The 17,389-nt window shown below is 45.2% G+C and carries 13 protein-coding genes; 1 reads left to right on the top strand and 12 read right to left on the bottom strand.

Annotated features, from left to right (window positions below):
* Positions 1-84: 84 nt before the first annotated feature.
* Positions 85-1,530 carry a PLP-dependent aminotransferase family protein gene (locus Dvar_RS43005; protein ID WP_419659619.1) on the top strand — a complete coding sequence of 482 codons (1,446 nt, stop codon included), beginning with the start codon at positions 85-87 and terminating at the stop codon, positions 1,528-1,530.
* Between the two features lie 452 nt (positions 1,531-1,982).
* On the opposite strand, the gene Dvar_RS43000 is transcribed toward Dvar_RS43005, so the two are convergent.
* The 12 genes from Dvar_RS43000 to Dvar_RS42945 form a co-directional block, all read right to left on the bottom strand.
* A complete protein-coding gene (locus Dvar_RS43000; protein ID WP_419659618.1) occupies positions 1,983-2,780 on the bottom strand; it encodes a substrate-binding periplasmic protein in 798 nt (265 codons plus the stop codon).
* A 792-nt stretch (positions 2,781-3,572) separates the two neighbouring features.
* Positions 3,573-4,382, bottom strand: a complete 810-nt coding sequence (locus Dvar_RS42995; RefSeq protein ID WP_419659617.1) for a substrate-binding periplasmic protein — start codon at positions 4,380-4,382, stop codon at positions 3,573-3,575.
* 129 nt (positions 4,383-4,511) lie between these two features.
* A complete protein-coding gene (locus Dvar_RS42990) occupies positions 4,512-5,162 on the bottom strand; it encodes a PAS domain S-box protein (RefSeq protein WP_419659616.1) in 651 nt (216 codons plus the stop codon).
* Between the two features lie 114 nt (positions 5,163-5,276).
* A complete protein-coding gene (locus tag Dvar_RS42985; RefSeq protein WP_419659615.1) occupies positions 5,277-5,690 on the bottom strand; it encodes a hypothetical protein in 414 nt (137 codons plus the stop codon).
* A gap of 83 nt (positions 5,691-5,773) precedes the next feature.
* Positions 5,774-7,474 (bottom strand): methyl-accepting chemotaxis protein, encoded by a 1,701-nt coding sequence (locus tag Dvar_RS42980; RefSeq protein WP_419659614.1) that lies wholly within the window; start codon positions 7,472-7,474, stop codon positions 5,774-5,776.
* A gap of 117 nt (positions 7,475-7,591) precedes the next feature.
* Positions 7,592-7,960, bottom strand: coding sequence for a hypothetical protein (locus Dvar_RS42975; RefSeq protein ID WP_419659613.1), 369 nt, complete (start codon positions 7,958-7,960; stop codon positions 7,592-7,594).
* A gap of 247 nt (positions 7,961-8,207) precedes the next feature.
* On the bottom strand, positions 8,208-9,608 hold the full coding sequence (locus tag Dvar_RS42970; protein ID WP_419659612.1) for a sigma-54-dependent transcriptional regulator: 1,401 nt from the start codon (positions 9,606-9,608) through the stop codon (positions 8,208-8,210).
* A gap of 3 nt (positions 9,609-9,611) precedes the next feature.
* Positions 9,612-12,872, bottom strand: a complete 3,261-nt coding sequence (locus Dvar_RS42965) for a PAS domain S-box protein (protein ID WP_419659611.1) — start codon at positions 12,870-12,872, stop codon at positions 9,612-9,614.
* A gap of 503 nt (positions 12,873-13,375) precedes the next feature.
* The gene (locus tag Dvar_RS42960) at positions 13,376-14,146 is read right to left on the bottom strand and encodes a tyrosine-type recombinase/integrase (RefSeq protein WP_419659610.1); all 771 of its coding nucleotides are present in this window, start codon (positions 14,144-14,146) and stop codon (positions 13,376-13,378) included.
* Positions 14,147-14,522: 376 nt separating this feature from the next.
* Complete coding sequence (locus Dvar_RS42955; protein ID WP_419659609.1) at positions 14,523-15,182, bottom strand: DUF1638 domain-containing protein; 660 nt, start codon at positions 15,180-15,182, stop codon at positions 14,523-14,525.
* 11 nt (positions 15,183-15,193) lie between these two features.
* Complete coding sequence (locus Dvar_RS42950) at positions 15,194-16,618, bottom strand: radical SAM protein (protein ID WP_419659608.1); 1,425 nt, start codon at positions 16,616-16,618, stop codon at positions 15,194-15,196.
* A gap of 165 nt (positions 16,619-16,783) precedes the next feature.
* Positions 16,784-17,287, bottom strand: coding sequence for a nuclear transport factor 2 family protein (locus tag Dvar_RS42945; RefSeq protein ID WP_419659607.1), 504 nt, complete (start codon positions 17,285-17,287; stop codon positions 16,784-16,786).
* Positions 17,288-17,389 lie beyond the last annotated feature (102 nt).

The following is a 17,389-nucleotide window of genomic DNA, read 5'->3' as shown; positions in this document are numbered from 1 at the left end:
GTTGTTGCCTAACTGTAGCAATTCGGCTAATAAATAACAGATACAGTTTTTTGATTAATTATAGATAGCAGATGGAGGGGGACAATGCCGGCAAGTTCAGTTTCCGGGTTCAGGTATGCTCGCCTGGCCGATGATCTGGAAGGTAAAATTCGGGATGGGGTGTATCGGGCGGGTGAGAAGATGCCGTCTTTACGCAAACTCCAGGATCAGACGGGGCTCAGCATGACGACTGTCTACCAGGCTTATATCGAGCTGGAAAAACGCGGTGTGGTGGAACCACGCCAAAAATCCGGCTACTATGTCCAGCCGCTGCTGGGACGGATCCTGCCTCCACCCGAGGCCCAGAAGCTGAAACCCCAGCCCAAAAAGGTCACGGTAAACACCCTGGCCTATGCCATTATCGATGATATGACCAACCCGGATTTTCTCCAACTGGGCGGATCCACGGTCATGGCCGAACTGCTGCCCTTCAAGCAATTGGCCCGAACGCTGCGGGCTCTGTCCATGGAAGCGATGAAGCGCAGTCTGATGCGCTATGAAGACCCTTATGGCAATGCCGAGCTGAAACGTCAGATCGCCAAACGCATGGTCGGCCAGGCCAGGCAGAGCATGATGGATGAAATGGTCATCACCGGTGGCTGCATCGAGGCGGTCAATCTGTGTTTGCGTGCCATTGGCGATGCCGGTGATACCGTGGTGGTGGAATCGCCCACCTACCCCTGGTTTTTGCAGATCATCGAGGATCAGAACAAATTTGCCCTGGAGATGCCCACCGATCCCCAGACCGGCATCGATCTGGATCAGCTGAAAAAGACGCTCAAAAAAAATGATGTCTCCGCCTGTTTGCTGGTGCCCAATTTTCACAACCCGCTGGGATTTGTGATGCCCGACAAAAACAAAAAGGCCCTGGTGGCGATGATGGCCGAGAAGAAAATTCCCATCATCGAAGACAACATTCACGGTGAACTGTACTTTGGCCGGCAGCGGCCCTCGACCCTCAAATCCTATGATCGTAAAGGGCTGGTGCTTCACTGCGGTTCCTTTTCGAAAACCCTCTCACCGGGGCTGCGGGTGGGCTGGACCCTGCCTGGACGCTATGCGGACCGGCTCAGACGCCTGAAAATGGATGGCAATATTTCCTCTCCCACCCTCAACCAGGAGGTGGTGGCCCAGTTCTTAAAAGACGGCTCTTTTGATCGCCACCTGCGTCGCCTGCGCACGGCCCTCAAGAACCAGATCACCAACATGGCCCTGGCCATCGCCCGCTATTTTCCCGAAGACACCCGTATCACGGCCCCGGCGGGGGGGCTGACCCTATGGGTGGAGCTGAACCGGCGGGTAGACTGTCTGAAAGTTTTTCATGCGGCGCGCGAAAGAAAGATCTCCATCTTCCCCGGTGCCATCTGCTCCACTACCGACCGCTACAACAATTTTATCCGCATCAGCTGCGGCTACCCCTGGAGTGAGAAAATTGACGTCGGCATCCGGACCCTGGCCGAGATCATCGCCGATCCGGCCAGCCGGGTTTGAGACGACAGATGTTTCACTATGAATCTGGGTGGATCAATTAAAACACTTCGATATGTTTTTAAAATAATTGCGAAAACTATTCAGCTACGCTACTTGAACAATAGCCTTGATGGCTTTTGATAAGCTTGAATAATCCCAAGAAGTTGAGGCTGTCTACGGATTCCATAGACCCTGTACCTATCTTCAAAATTCGATTTCTGAAATCCAAGTCAGATTAGTTACGATAATCTGTGCTTCAGGCAAAAAGTTCGACCACAGGATGTAGGATTAATGATGTTTTATTAATTCGAATCTGGCGTCCGGGATCAATAATCAAAAGACTTGCGCATCTCAAAAGCTTGCGAATGATTCATTATCAGTCTCAGCTCTCCCTTTTAATTGGTTTTCAAGATTGGTTCGCGTTTCATTTATCATGGATATACCCCTTTTCTTCGTCCTGATTTTGTTCTGATTCAGTTTCCATAGGTATTTTGCCTGAGTTTCGAAACATCGATGTAGTTATTCAAAATTTCCAAATAAAACTTTCTACCACCCAGCTTTTCAAAAGCACGATCAAATTCCTCAACCTCTTCCTTGAGTTTTTTTGAAAAAACAACGTGAAAAGGGGATGGTTTTTCGGGAAGATCGATCAACCGGAATTCATCGGTCAACCCATGTTTTTTTAAAAACAATAAAGTAGAGGCTTTACCTGGACCATATATCCCGTCGATGCGATGTGCGAGGAGTTTTTTCATGTTTATTTCATGATAGTTGGAATTTCCAACATTGTCGAGCCTAATGGCTGGGTCCCTCATGAAGGGGGTAATATGGGCATTTTGCGAGTAGCCGAAAACCATATGGCTGATGTCACTTGCATTTTTAACTTCTTTTAAGGGATTGCTTTTATGGACCACTATCACCGACGTCCCGTAAAAATAGGGTTCCTTGGAAAAAAGGGAATATGTAAGCCTCTCAGGCACCAACAATAGCAGGCATGCGATATATTTTTTTTGGGATTTCAAGGTCTGCAACTGTCTGGGAATAGTGGTCGGATTGTTGTCCCATTGGAATTTAACGCCAATCTCGGGAGAGATATGGTTTTCCAGCAATTCATAAATCGCACCTTTCAACTTGCGGGTTCTTTCATCCAGAAACACATGGGGCGGAGCAGAAAAATAGCCGACTCTTATTGGATCGTAGACAGGATGTTTTGGCACTTCATTGGCCGATGAAACCGGTTTGACATCTTTAATAGCAGCGGCAGATGTCACATTCCATCCCCCCCAGCAAAGCAGGATCAGAATCGAAAAAAGAAACAGAACCTTTTTCATTTGTCTTCACAGGAAAAAATTAAGTCCGTTGGCGATTGTTAACAATTTAGCCTGTTTTTTTTTATTTTGCCAAGACCTATCTTTCGGGGAAAAAGAAAGGTGGACAAAAGGAATAATATAAAGCATCTATCCATAACTGTCCCGAATCATCTCAACCAGTTCTGCAATAATTACCAGTTTAGACAAGAGCGCGATGATTTCTTAACCAATTCAAAGGGATCCGAAATAGAGTGGTTACCAAAGCGTACTGCATTAAAAGCCAAACATAGGGGCATATGGCCGTATACCAGGAATGAGTGAAATCGCCAGAAAAAGGAATTCATATACAACATGTTGTGCCAAACTATTTTTTCTGATTATTGCAGGATTGTCGATTTTATCCCAAGCGCAAGGAGCTTCATCGCCGGCAAAGATACCAATACCAAATCAACCGAGAACCGCTGATAATGATACGCTCAAATAATCCACACGATCTGACATTTCTGTAGATAGCTGGGAAAACAAGTTTTTGACTGACTCTGAGACGGAACGTTTCCTATATCTGATGAGTTCCGGTGACAAGAAATGCAGTTCAGCTTATTTTCGCAAATCTGTAATTCAGGACAAAATGGTCGACACCAACATATTGGGGTTATCAATCTAAGGCCTCGAATACAGACATTGGCAAGCTATGCCAAGGGCAGGTGAGAGCTGTTTTTATGGGATAGCCAGAACTAATTGGCGGGCATAAATTTATTTGTAATACTCCATTTCGATCTGGCCTATAATTCCATCTCTACGCATTTCTCTAAGGACGCTATCAATGTCATTGATTTTTTCTTTGTATAATGAATGTTTGCCCACACACAAATAAAAAGATATTGATGATAGGTTATTAGGGAGAATTTTAATTTGAGAATCATATCCTTGCCGGTGCATTTCAAAAATAGTCCGTTTGGATACAATAGATATATCAGCCCGACCGTTAATTAAAAAGGGAATGATATTATCGATATTTGGAAGCCATTGGACATTCATATTTATTAAATTCTGTTGAGCCCATCCATTCCCAAGATAGTCTGCGATTGTATAGTCTTTAAGTTGATCGATGTTTGCTATTTTTTCTAAATCATTCATCCTTGGATGATCTCGTTTGGTAGCAATGTTAAGTGTAAATACGACAATTGGTTCTTTCCCAACAACGGTGTAGCTGCGACGTTCCGTCGTTGGCAGCGTGACAAAGGCATCTGCCAGACCATTTTTTACCATTTGCTGAGCACGCTTCCATGGATATCCAGAATGGCAAACAGAAATACCTAACCGCGTACCGACGGCCTCATCAACAATATCAACAAGGATGCCACGAACTTTACCATTTTCAATCCACGAACGCGGTCGATAATCGTTATAGTAAACGAAACGTATTTGCTCTTCAGCCAAAACAAATATTGGAAACAATAATAAAAATAGAAAGATCACTCCAGCCGCTCTGCAGTGAACCACTGATTCTTTTTGTCTCGATCCGCAAAGCTGTATTTTAAAATATTGTACTTCTAAAAACAATGTTTACTCTCCAAAAGAATGACGTTTAAGTGACTTAAAGATCCACTAATTTGTTACCATGGAAGCTGAAGCTGAAGCTGAAATTTTCATTTTTCTATCGCGGTTATCAACCCCTCTAATGTAACCGTGTTATCTACTAAAATCTTTGTATATTATATCCTTACAGTCCGGACAAATGGTGTGGGTTATTTTTGAGTTAGTGTGATACTCAACGTATATTTCCAAGGGCCACCATCTATCATTTTCGTCCCTTACACGTTTGCACCCGCTACAAATGGGCAGAAGTTCGCGTAGGAGTTTGTTTTCGATCGTTAGCTTTTGTTTCTCGATGAGAGCGTCGTTCAGTCGCTGAATCATTTCTTCCTGGCCGAACTCTAATTTTTTCCGCTCAGTAATATCCCTACTAACCCCAACAATCTTTATTGGTTCATCCTTTTCCATTATCAGTTTGGCAAATATTTCAACCCAATAGACCGTTCCATTTTTATGGATCATCTCAACTTCGATGGCATGAATAGGTTTGGGTACCTTTTTCAACTGCAGCAGCGACTGGTTCAGTTCGTTCACCAATTCTTCATAAACTTTTATTGGCATTCGTTCTTTCAGCGCCATACCGATGTATTCATCTGCACGATAACCACTGAGCCGTTCAATGGAGGGGGTGATGTATTTGAATGTCAGCGTCTGAATATCGATCACCCATACGGCGTCAAATATATTTTCGGTCAATAATTGATTGATGTTTTCAAGCTTTTTGATTCTTGTTTCAATATCGGACATATCTGTTCTCCTTGATTTGTTCTGGAAGGCCGCTATAGATGGTTCCGTATCTGTTTCCGGTGCTCTCGAACGGTAAGCCTGCACAGTGTTCTGCTGACGTTTCGTCTTCATTCCTCACCCATTCGCTTTCTGATGTATTACCTGAAGAAGCACCGGTAGACTGTTGCCGATGAAGCCAGCCAGCATCGCACTTATCTCCATTTTTTTTATTTTATCATCTTCAACGTCTGAACCGATAGGAAACGGTCCATGGAAGCCATCATGACAACCCGTGTTTTCGTAGCACTGCTTTATCGTGTCCAGAATCGCCTGCCCTATGCGATGGGTCTGTTTGGTGTGGGGCGTAAATCTTCCTCGATTCATCGCATGGCCCAGCATCGAGATCATTCGTTTGTTTGCCCACAGGACTTCACAATCCTCAACATTCCAGCGGCCTCTTGTATCCAGCCAGATGGCGATGCTGGAGGGTGTAGTGTCGAGGATTGTCAAAAGTTTCGGATGCAAAAGCTTCAAAGCTTCTTCTAACATGACGGCCTCCCAAATCGGACACTCCGAAATTGAAATGGGCAGCAGAAATAAAGGACGCAAGTCCACGCTGCCCGCATTTAGTGTTATGCTCTGAACTGACCCACCATTCGCTTCAGGCTTTCTGAAAGCCTGGACAGTTCCTGGGCGCTGATATTGATCTGCTCGCTGCTGCTGGAAATTTCTGAGGCGGCCTGGTGGACTCCCACCACATCCTTGGCAATGCTTGCCGATACCGTGGAACTTTCGGCCACGTTCTGATTCACATCCTGAATCCCCTGTGCCGCCTGATTGACGCTGAGCGTAATCTCATTCGTCGCGGTAGACTGTTCCTCGACAGCCGTGGCGATGGTGGCGACAATGTCGTTGATATCCGCTATCACCTTCTCGATTCGGCTGATATCGGTAACCGTATCTTTGGTAGATCCCTGAATGCCCTCGATTTTAAGCCGGATGTCCTGAGTGGCTTCGGCGGTCTGCTTGGCCAATTCCTTGATCTCGTTGGCGACGACAGCGAATCCTTTGCCAGCCTCGCCAGCCCGGGCCGCCTCGATGGTGGCGTTGAGGGCCAGCAAATTCGTCTGCTCAGAAATTTCATTGATGGTTTCGGTAACTTTGCCCACAACCGTGGCGGCCTTTCCGAGCTCGGCTACCCGAATGGATACGGTTTTGGCCTGATCGACAGCCTCCCCGGTGATCAGGCGGCCCTTTTCCGTATTGCCGGCGATCTCGTTAATGGTGGCGCTCATCTGCTCCGATGCCGACGCCACCATTTGGACGTTCGTGGAGGCCTGTTCGGATGCCGCCGCTACGCTGTTCATGTTGGTGCTCATTTCTTCCGCAGCCGCCGCCACCTGGTTGGATCTGGACGCGGTCTCTTCGGCACTGGAAGACATTTGGTTGGAAATGGCGGAAAGCTCGGTTGAAGAAGCCGTCAGAGTATCGACCCCCTGAATCACTTCGGTGATCATTTTCTTGAGCTGTATGCCCATCTTGTTCAGGGATTTCAAAAAACGACCGATCTCGTCATTATGATCGACATCAACGGTGTGCGTAAAATCACCGGTGGCCATGGTTTCGGCAAATGTGGCAGCCTTTCGGATGGGAGCAACGATCATTTGGGCAATTAAAATGCCCAGCAGAACACTTATTACGACACCCACGACCAGCAGCACCAGAATCACGGTGCGAGAGGTGTTTCCTTTGGCGATTGCGGTTTGAGACGATGATTCAATCATCTCTACGGCCGCTTCCTCAATTTTTTTAACATTGGCTTCTAATTCATAGATGCTGTCTTTGAACGGGCCCATCAGCTGGTTGCCCTTTTGGGGGGTGACGGAATCATCGGCCTGCACCTCGGCCACCAGTTTCAGAAAACCGGCAACGTACTTTTCGTGGGCGAGGGAGACATCTTTCACTGCCGTCTTAACATCCTTGGACAGGTGGGCATCCTTTGCCACAGTTTCGGCTAAGATTTTTATTTTCTCGGATGTTTCGATCGCGACCTTTTTGAACTGATCTACATAGCCGTTCTGCTTTTCCAGGTTGCCGATGTTGAGGAAAAAGTCCTTTTCGTATCGGCGATGCTCCAGGGCCTTGATGCTGAGGGTGTTTGTATCTTCCAGGAAATGCAAATCTTCAGCGACCAGAGCATCCAAGGTTGTCATGTTGCTGGATATGATCCGGTAGCCGATTCCGCCCACGATTGCTGTGATCAGGGTGGTGATCAGAAAGCCACCCACAATTTTTTTATAAATAGACAAATTATTAATAAAATTGAACTTCATTATCGCCTCCAAAATCAGTAGTTATTCAATCTTCAGTCAGCAAAACTGTTCTCAGTGCTTAATATTTCCTATGCGACTCTTTTTTTTGTTCTTTACCCCCTGTAGTTTTGATAAATATTAAGTTTTAATAAGTATTCTCTCTAATACAGCTAAAATATCGTTCAAGCCCATCTCTGGGTATGTGATGAAACTTGGAATTAAATGGACGGCCATCGAAAAAGTTGTTTGGTAGTTGTTGGGCAGCACCAGAATCCGCCGGGTATCATACAAAAATGGTTTCAAACCAAGCGCTTGGCCGATTGCCTCCTGAGACGAAAGAAACATGACGATTGCTTCGGTTCGATTTAACGGCTTGCGCAGATGCTGTAATAAATGCTCAAATGAGATGATCGTCTGTGTCTGGATACCTGGTAGATGATCGTTTACCAGGCTTTGGAGCCGTCTGATCTGTCCGGTTGGTGTATCCCCGAAAAGTAAAAGCTTCATTGTATCCGCCTTTAAGGCCTTTCTAATGAATTTGCTGTTTTCAATTTGACTGATTGCGAAAATGGACAGCAGAAAGAATGCCAAAAAAACAAATTCATTTTTTTTTAATTAATTCTGAAGGTTGAGGTAATATCGGAGTTGTGGCAGTGAGGGCTGTTGGAAGGTGTTACTGGATCCGGGAACGCAAGTCATTCCTCATTACAGGAATGAAGAACGGTAGCAGCGCGATGGGTTTAAAAATCGCTTTTCAGGAACCAAAACCAGGAAGATTGTATTTCCTTAGCAGGGAATACAGCCTGGACTGAGAGACACCAGACAGGCGAGACGCTTTTTTACGATCCCCCTTAGCCAGATCAAGTAGCTCGGTAAGGTACTCTTTTTCAAGTTTCTCTCGTAGATCATACAGCTTTGGAAAATTGCTTTCACTATTTAGTGCGACATCGGGCAACGTGGCGGCATTATCCTGTTGAGGGGATTTGAAGGAAATACTTTTAAGCCGGTATTGAGGTGGCAAATGTTTGGGTACCAATGTGGGGACCTTACCGGCTGAAGCCAATGAATGTTCCAGTACGTTGATCAGCTCGCGCACATTGCCCGGCCATTCGTGATTGGTAAGCATGGCCATAAAATCCGGTGAAACGGCCTTGGCCTCAATGTTGTAATGATTAGAAAGTTCATGGATTTTTTTATAAACGATTTCTTTAATATCTTCCCCGCGTTCCCGTAAAGGCGGCAGTTTAATTTCAATCGCCCGGATGCGGTATAATAAATCTTCCCTGAACAAGCTATTTTCAACCATCTGATCAAGGTCGAGGTTGGTCGCGGCCACCAGCCGGATATCGACTGCGATTTCCTTTTTTCCGCCGATGGGTCGGACTTTCCTTTCCTGAAGCGTCCGTAAAAACGTTTTTTGGACGGATAGGGGCATGTCGCCGACTTCATCAAGCATCAGTGTCCCACCATTGGCTTGGACCACAAGGCCATCCTGCCTGGCAGCGGCACCGGTAAAAGCGCCTTTTTCGTGACCAAACAGGGTGCTTTCGATCAACGTGTCGGGAAGTGCGCCACAATCCACAGCAATAAACGGCCCGGAGACTCTTCTGCTGTTTTCATGAATCGCCCTTGAAAAGAGCTCTTTGCCGGTCCCTGTTTCTCCGGTGATCAGGATGCTGGCATCCGTTGATGCGGCATTGGCAACTTCCTCCAGACACTTTCTAATGGCCGCTGATTCGCCAACGATGCCAGTCCGAACCAGGGGTACCAGCTGGCGGCTCGATAATTTTTCTCTCCGGTATGCCAGTGCCCGTTTTATGGGCAATGCCACCTCATCCATATTGAAGGGCTTCTGAACATAGTCCCAGGCATCGTACTTGAATGCCATCTCCGCGCCCCTGACGTCCCCGGTCCCGGTTATGATAATCACTTCAGGGGAATAAGGGGCGTTGATAAGATCCGCCATGATATCCAGCCCGTTACCGTCCGGAAGTTCAAGATCCAGCAACACAAGATCGAATTTGTTGGCTTGGCTTAGTTTTTTCCCCTTGTCGATCCGGTTTGCCATGAAGGTCTCATGCCCCATTTTATGAAGAAGGGTTTTTAAAAAAAGGCATATTTTCGAATCGTCATCGATAATTAAAATTCGGGCCATAGCTTACTCTTTATTCAGCGCACGGTGCACGGTTCTGGATAGCTGACTGGCTATTATGGGCTTCATTACCAAATCGACAATTCCTATCGAACGGCAGATCTCTTTGGTCAAACCATGGCTGAACCCCGTGCAAAGGATAATGGGGATATCCGGGTTGAGTCGTTTAATCTCCTTTGAAAAATCAAGTCCGGTCATTTGCGGCATGGTCATATCGGTCAAAACCAGGTCGTAGCCAGAGGGGGCGCTGGTAAAATGCTCCAAGGCCTCGGTACTTGAAATCATGCCCCTTGTCTCATACCCCAGCTTGGTTAGGATGCCGCATGTTCCCTTGACGATGGATTCTTCATCGTCCACGACCAAAACCCTTCCACTCCCCTTCACCAGCGGTTCTTTTGTTTTGGCTTTTTTGCGTTCAGCGGCGCCCTCTTGTAACGGCAACAGGATTTTAAAGGTGGTGCCAAGCCCCTCTTCACTGTAAACGGATATGCTGCCGCCCATTTTTTTAAGAATTCCATAAACGGTCGAAAGGCCCATTCCGGTGCCTTCGCCGCGCTCCTTTGTGGTAAAGAACGGTTCAAAAATCCTGTCTACCAAGGCATTGGGAATGCCGCAGCCCGTATCCGAAACGATGAGTTGAAGGTATTTGCCGAGTTTTATGCTTTTAGATTGGGCTGACTCATCCATCGTGATATTGATGACGTCCAGGCTGACGTCAAGTAACCCGCCTTTTTTTTTCATGGCGTGGGCGGCGTTGGTAAACAAATTCATCAGGACCTGGTGGAAAAACGTCGGGTCTCCCAGCACCTGGTCGGCTTTGGTATTCAGCTCCGATCGAATTTCAATGTTGGCCGGTATGGACGCCCGGATGAATTTCAGAGTTTCCTTAACCAGGGGATTCAGGGAGAAAATTTGCGTCTTTGAATCAGCTTTTCTGCTGAAGGTCAGGATATGCCTGACAAGATCCCTGGCCCTAAAACTCGCAGCACTGACTTCATCCAGATATCCCATAAGCGCGTCGTTCCCTTCCGCTTCCATTTTGGCCAAATCGGTAAACCCCATTAGGGCGGACAAGATATTGTTGAAATCGTGAGCGATCCCGCCGGCCAGCACACCGATGGCTTCCATTTTCTGGGTTTGCAAAAGCTGCTTCTGTAATTCTTGCCGTTCCTTTTCTATCTTTTTTATTTCCGTGATGTCCTGCACGACAGAGAGGATAAACAATTCACCCGATAAGTTGATGGGCCGCGCTGAATACAGTCCCATACGAACGGTGCCGTCCTTGCGCCGAAAATTCACCTCCAAATTCAACAGATCCCGCCCGGCCTCCAGCTCTTTTATCAAGTCCGACCGAAGCGTCGGTTTCGCCCAGAAACGAATTTCTGTGGACGTCAATCCGATAACCTCGCTTTTTTCCCACCCTGTAATTTCTTCGAAGCCGTCGTTGACATCAACGAAACATCCATCCTCCATCCGGGAGATAGCGACGATGGACGGGGCCATGGCAAAAATCTTTGAAAACTTTTCTTCGGATTGTCGTAACTGCGCCTCCGCATTTTTACGATCCGTGACATCGAGCGTTGCTGTCAATATGGCTTTTTCTCCCTCCCAATCAATAATCCGACTGGAAAAAAGAATATGTTCGCGCTTTTGACCCTGCGTCACGGCAATCTCAACGTCATGTATCTCGCCTTTCTCTATCAATTCTGCGGTAATCCTCTTTTTGTCGTCCGGATTGATTATCCGGCCAAACTCCTCCAAGGTGCGGCCAGCAAGCTCCTCTTGAGTTTTGCCTGCTTTCTTACAGAAATATTGGTTGGCCATGAGGTAGCGTCCGTTCATGTCGCTGATCACACACGAGAACGGAAGAAGGTTGAAGAGCGCCTGGAATCGTTCCAAGCTGGCTCTCAGTTCGGCTTTCGTTTTGATGATATCGCTGAGATCAATAAGGTTGACCAATATGCTTTCGTCGACAAGGGTTGCCCGGACGCTTATGGTACGAACGGTTCCGTCTTTGCAGGTCACCTTGTATTTTTTGCCCTTTATTGGCGTACCGGACTGAATCGCTTCCTGTACGAGTTGCTCCCACTCCCGATGGACCTCTTCCCGGTATTCAGGATCAGGATAGGCCAGGAGTCGCCAGTCCTCAAGCGTGGCTATATCCTCTTCGGAATAGCCAAACGTGTTGGTAAAACTTCTGTTTAAAAGGGCCTGCCCGTTGGTTGTGTTCAACTCGACCATCGGCAACGGGGCGTTTTCGAAAAATGACCGGTAGCGGGCTTCGCTTTTGGTGATTACGTCCTGTGCTTTTTGCAGCCGCACCACCTTTTCGTTCAGCCGTCGCTTTAAAATGATGGAAATACAGGCCAGGCTGATAATAAGCAGAAACAGAAAGATGCCGGCTGCCTTTAATCGCTCTACCGTTTTTGAAGACAACCCCACCTTTACGTTCAGCTTTATCCATCGATCCTGAATCGCGGCCAACGCTTCCGGGGATGGGCTCTCCACAGCTTTTTGAATCGAAGAAAACAACAACGGGTATTTCTTGCTTACACCGATGCGCAACTCGGAGATGTAATCGGTAACGCCGGCCACATGAAGGTTGGTGATTCCCTCCTGAGTTATGTGGTAAGAGGCAATGGCCAGATTGTTTACAGAAGCATCCGCCTGTCCAAAAGCGACAGCACGCAAACATTCAGGAACGTGTGCAAAGGTTATGATGTTCAAAGACAAATCGGGAAGGCTTTTGAGATATTTTTCAGTCGCGCTTCCGGATACAACGGCAACTTTTTTATTTTTCAGGTCCTTGATGGCAATACCGGTGCCGTAAATTTGGGTGCTAATGATGACTGCGCGAATCTTGGCGTAGGCAGGCGAAAACAAAACGTACAGGTCTCTTTCCGCGGTTTTGACAATCGCCGGGGCAACGGCGCACGCTCCACTTTCCAGGGCAACCTGATTCCTGTTCCAGTCTCTGGAAACCGTTTTCGCAAAGGTGATGCCCAATTGTTTTTCCACCAGGGCGATCACATCGGCCGCCATCCCATTAAAATTTCCTTCCTCGTCAATATATTCAATAGGGGGAAAATTATCATTGAACCAAAGGGGAATATCCTCGGAATGCTTGCTCAGCCACTCTTTTTCTGCCATTGTCAGGGTCTGGAGTTCAGGCTCACTGGCATAAGCTGTGGTGCCGCAAAGCATCAAGAGAATGAAAAGGCCCATCCACTTGAGATTAAAAAAAGAAGAAATATCAGTGCAGTTCATATTAGGCTCTCGTCATCTACTATAACTGAAGTGCCCTGATGGAAGGCAGCTTTGATTGGTTAGGGAAAACAATATCCCCATGTCTGTAAAATTATCGGTAACGGCGCAGACAGGATGGCCTAAAACTACTAATAAAATATACAGGTTGCTGAGATCGCTTGTCGAGGGAAAAAATTGAGATCAAAAAGGCGCTATGAATCTGCCAGGGTGGTTGCTACCCATTTCCCGACGCCAATTCATTATTTCCGGTATAGAGATCAGCTTGGTATAGTGTGGAAAGGGTGGAATTTCTATAACTTGTTATAGCCGAATCATACTTCATGGTTTCTGAAACGTGCGTTTTACTGCTATAGACGTTTATACTTATATTTTCAGCATAATAGACCACTCCATACAATATATTGTGGCTCCCATTTCCCGAAAATATCAACGCTTAGCTCTGCGTATCTTTACTGGCAAGTATGAATGGGGTGAAGTCGGCAACCGGCCTCACCCCTTTTCTTTTAGCCATATATATTCTCAATCCATCGGATCGCTTCCACATCGCTGATCGTTCCCAGATACCTTTGTGTGGTCGAAAGATTCGCGTGCCGGAGAATGACTTTGCTGATAATTTCAATAGGTACGCCAGACCGAGATGCAAAAGTTGCCGAATGCCGACGCAGGTCATGCGGTCGGAGTTTGACACCGACCAGTTTGCCGGATTTGATCACCATCATTCTGGCAGCCTCATAGGAAATCGGGAATATCCGATCACTGGGGTCATTGCACACCTGCAGCGCGTATTCGCGTAATCGATCCGCCACTTTCTGAGGGATGAAAACAAACTCATATTCTTTGCCGCTTTTGGGTTCACGCAGAACCAGTTTGCGGCCCTGCAGATCTCCCAATCGTAGTTTCAGTACTTCACCAATGCGCATGCCGCCTCGGGCCATTAATTCTAGGATCAATCGATTTCGAACCTTGGTGGTGCGGAAGATGATTTCGTCAATGGTTTCCTTTTCGATGATTTTCCACCTCAAAGGCACCCTCTCCCGATACAATTTTCGGATCATGGGTCTATCGCATGGATTAAGAAGTTCGGGATCGATATTATTGCGGACGAAGTTGAAGAAAGAAGAGAGCTGGGAATAACGGATTCGCTTGGTGTAGGGTTTGTTTCCTTCGGTAAGACGGTTCAGGTAGGTCAGAATTTGTTCCGGAGTGACTTGGTCAACGGGCCCGTCACCGAATTCCTGGATAAACCGTTCGATGATGGCCCGGTAGGCTCGCACCGTATTTTTTTTTCGAATGGGTCTTGTGGTAATCGATCCAGATTTTGGCTGCTTTGGAAAGTTTCATAGCCTTCCTCCTTGGGTTAAAGGGTTCACGATACGGGTAGTACCCAAGATAATCGTATGATATCCAGTTGCTAAATGCAAATTTTATGTCTTGCCTTATACTTAGGGGGGCTGGCAAGTTACATGGAACTTCTGCAAGGGCAAATAGCTTCGGTTCTTGTGATCTATTCTGCACCAACCTTTTTAATAAATTTCCTCTCAATTTACCAACCACATGTCTTCATGTGAAAGGCGGTGGAATTAGTCCTGAGTTGAAATCATTAATCCCGAAAAGAACACTATCAATAGTCCTCGGCACAGATTTTATCTGTCAGTTAGCCTGGCAATAATTCTTAAAATTCAAGGTGTTAATACGGCTTGATTTATCCGGCCAAAACCGCTCCGATTGCGACTGTGAACTGAGGTGCTTGGGTAATATGAATGTCGCATCCATACGATCGATAATCGGGAGGCCGGTACGCTCCACAATCTCATCGATCTTCGACTGGTAATCGTCCAGATCACCCAAGGCATCCAAGAGGACGATACCGTCGAGCATGCTGTACGTCTCCCGGGTCCATTCTTTGGTTTCTTCCCTTATCTTCTCACCAAATTCGATGAATGCTGGATTCAGGAAGAGGATCTTATGATCCGGGTCCAAATTAAGGAGATTCCCCTTGCCACCGAGAAGACAGTCGATGCAATTCAGGGCATCCACCTTGACAGCATCGTATTTACTTATCAGTGTCTTCATTTCATCGTTAAACCCCAGGCAGAGATCCCCGTAAACAACAACGATACCCCGGTGGCTCTTTTTTTGATGCTTTTTGAGAGCGCAGTTCAGCCCTCGATCCAGAAGATTGTAGTCCATATGCAGTTTTTCACTCAGGAAATAGGCTTCCACGTCGATATCGCCTTTTCTCTGGAGATGCTCAATCTCTTTACGCAAAATGCCACATGAAATAACAAGGGGTTTTTTAAAACGTTCCATTTCTGGCCCCCTCACATACTGACAAATTTGTATTCCTGGGCTGAAATACCTTTGTCCTCAAAAAAATATTGGTATTTTATAAAAAGTTTTAGCCAATCAGAATTATCAGCAGGATACTTTGTGTTTTTGGGACAATCTTTCAAGTTGTTTTTTTCCAAAAAATTCTGATAAATCGGTCCTCTTTGCATAGATGCTAAAAAAACATTACCTTTAAAATTAATGGTATGGAAAAATGTCTTCATTGCTTCATAGTTTTTTTCTTTGTATTTCTCTCCTCCTAACTCCGGGATAAGGTTAACAGAATATTGTATCCCCACGTCATCCAGCTTTTGTATTGTTGTTTTAAGATCTTTTAATACAAGGTCTTCCTTTACCAGATTGAGCAGTTCTTGACACCCTGTCTCCATACCCATATTTACATAACTCAATCCTGCTCTTCTTAATTTTGCTAAATCTTCAGGTGGTTTTTTTGCGACTGTTGAAGGTTTTGCAAAAGTATACGCAAAACCAAGGGAAGGTGAAGCCGTGGTGTACTCATAATTAAGATTAAACGTGGCATTAATTTTATTAAGAATTCTTTCCAGTGAATGAGTCTCCAGTACCAGTGCATCGCCATCACTTAAAAAAAATCTTTTCATATCTTTATAATCTTCTTCCATAAAATTTTTCAGTGCTTCTATTTCTTCTAATACTTTTAAAGTATCCCAGATTTTGATAGACCTTTTGCCATAAAAACTACACATTCTACATTTTCCCCCACATCCTGTCATCACTCTTACCGGAAGCGCATAATACCCCTGGCTAACAAGTTCGGGAACAACAATGGGAATTTCCCCTTCTACAATTTCAAGAAATTCTTTCCTTTTTGATTGGATATGAATAATAGAATGTTTATTTACTATTTTTGAAATAAATCTGACAAATTCGTCCTGCTCTTTCTCTGACATATATCTTTGACTGGCATGCTTACCCTCTTTTACTCGAAAAAGACCCAGATCTGTTTTAGTTAAGTCTTTTAACTGGTCAGTGTGAAATATATCCTCACAAGATTCAATTGGAATATTTCCAAGAACCTTGTTTTTGGTGATATTATATTCACCGTTACCAAAGTAATTACCAACTGCATTCAAGGAGAGGCAGGTCTTAGAAGGTGTTATAAAAATCGTAGATTCTTTTACTTGGCCAAACTGATCCTTGTTGTCAGTCAAGTACCCGGAATCATTTGTGTAGATGGTTTCTCCATTTGAAGTAATGTAAATGCTTCTAAAAAAACCAAGTCCTTCTTTTGCTGGAATACCTTCTTTTAATTCTGTACGACCATCAATTTTGAAGAAAGTATTTCCTGAATCCATTATCCAGGGATTGAGTTCCTCGGTAATCGTAAATCTGAGGCAAAGTTTACCTATATCAACTACAGTCCCATTAAAAATTTTCATATTATCAGATCTTTGTTGTTCTGAAATGCATCTTTTTCAACTTTTTCTTCTATCAGTGTTCAACATCTCCAAAACAGATTACAAAAAACGGTATTTTTGATAACCACACTTGCCCTTTGCTTCATTGAAAGATTTTTTAGAAACTTAAATCTATTTTCTTGACATTTAATCTTCGAGTTTTCTTAAAACCGTACCTGAATAATCCATGTAATCAGAGTGGTGAATCACCCGACCATCTACAACATGTAAAATGGATACACCTTTCGTAGTAAATGCAACATTTCCTTCCTCCCCCATACCGAAAATTTTTGCTGGTGCTGTACCGTTCATTTTAGCTTTTAGAACTACGCGATCATTTGAAACATAATTATCTGTGTATTCAATTTCTATTTCCCCCGGCGTATTAGCTTCAATAAACTTTAGACATTCCTCTAATTGCTCTATTCGGGGTGGGATGCCAAACCCTTCTGGTGCTGTAGGATCTTCAAACACCATATCAGGAGACGCAACACTTCTAACAGTATCGTATTCACCCGAATAAAGAGCATTATAATATTTCGTAGCAATATCAATTTGTGACATATTTTGTGCCTCTGCTTTTAATGTGGTTATGGCTATCAAAAAAGGGACAATGATGGTTTGAATAAGAAACTTTCTACCTTTAAGCATGATGAAAACCTTCTAACTTAATTGTGATACGTGTAGTTAATAATGGAATAGCAGGTTTGTGTCCCAAACAGACATCTAAACTATAGAATGACCGCTCTCCCG

It is taken from the genome of Desulfosarcina variabilis str. Montpellier (assembly GCF_048565275.1).
GTDB lineage: Bacteria > Desulfobacterota > Desulfobacteria > Desulfobacterales > Desulfosarcinaceae > Desulfosarcina > Desulfosarcina variabilis.
Note: the sequence above shows the minus strand (reverse complement) of the source record. Positions and strands in the feature narration are given on the sequence as shown.

What these genes read in the sequence shown, in the direction of transcription:
- Dvar_RS43005 (WP_419659619.1), top strand. Translation starts at nt 85, where the DNA reads ATGCCGGCAAGTTCAGTTTCCGGGTTCAGGTATGCTCGCCTGGCCGAT.
- Dvar_RS42990 (WP_419659616.1), bottom strand. Translation starts at nt 5,162, where the DNA reads ATGTCCGATATTGAAACAAGAATCAAAAAGCTTGAAAACATCAATCAA.
- Dvar_RS42985 (WP_419659615.1), bottom strand. Translation starts at nt 5,690, where the DNA reads ATGTTAGAAGAAGCTTTGAAGCTTTTGCATCCGAAACTTTTGACAATC.
- Dvar_RS42980 (WP_419659614.1), bottom strand. Translation starts at nt 7,474, where the DNA reads ATGAAGTTCAATTTTATTAATAATTTGTCTATTTATAAAAAAATTGTG.
- Dvar_RS42975 (WP_419659613.1), bottom strand. Translation starts at nt 7,960, where the DNA reads ATGAAGCTTTTACTTTTCGGGGATACACCAACCGGACAGATCAGACGG.
- Dvar_RS42970 (WP_419659612.1), bottom strand. Translation starts at nt 9,608, where the DNA reads ATGGCCCGAATTTTAATTATCGATGACGATTCGAAAATATGCCTTTTT.
- Dvar_RS42965 (WP_419659611.1), bottom strand. Translation starts at nt 12,872, where the DNA reads ATGAACTGCACTGATATTTCTTCTTTTTTTAATCTCAAGTGGATGGGC.
- Dvar_RS42955 (WP_419659609.1), bottom strand. Translation starts at nt 15,182, where the DNA reads ATGGAACGTTTTAAAAAACCCCTTGTTATTTCATGTGGCATTTTGCGT.
- Dvar_RS42950 (WP_419659608.1), bottom strand. Translation starts at nt 16,618, where the DNA reads ATGAAAATTTTTAATGGGACTGTAGTTGATATAGGTAAACTTTGCCTC.
- Dvar_RS42945 (WP_419659607.1), bottom strand. Translation starts at nt 17,287, where the DNA reads ATGCTTAAAGGTAGAAAGTTTCTTATTCAAACCATCATTGTCCCTTTT.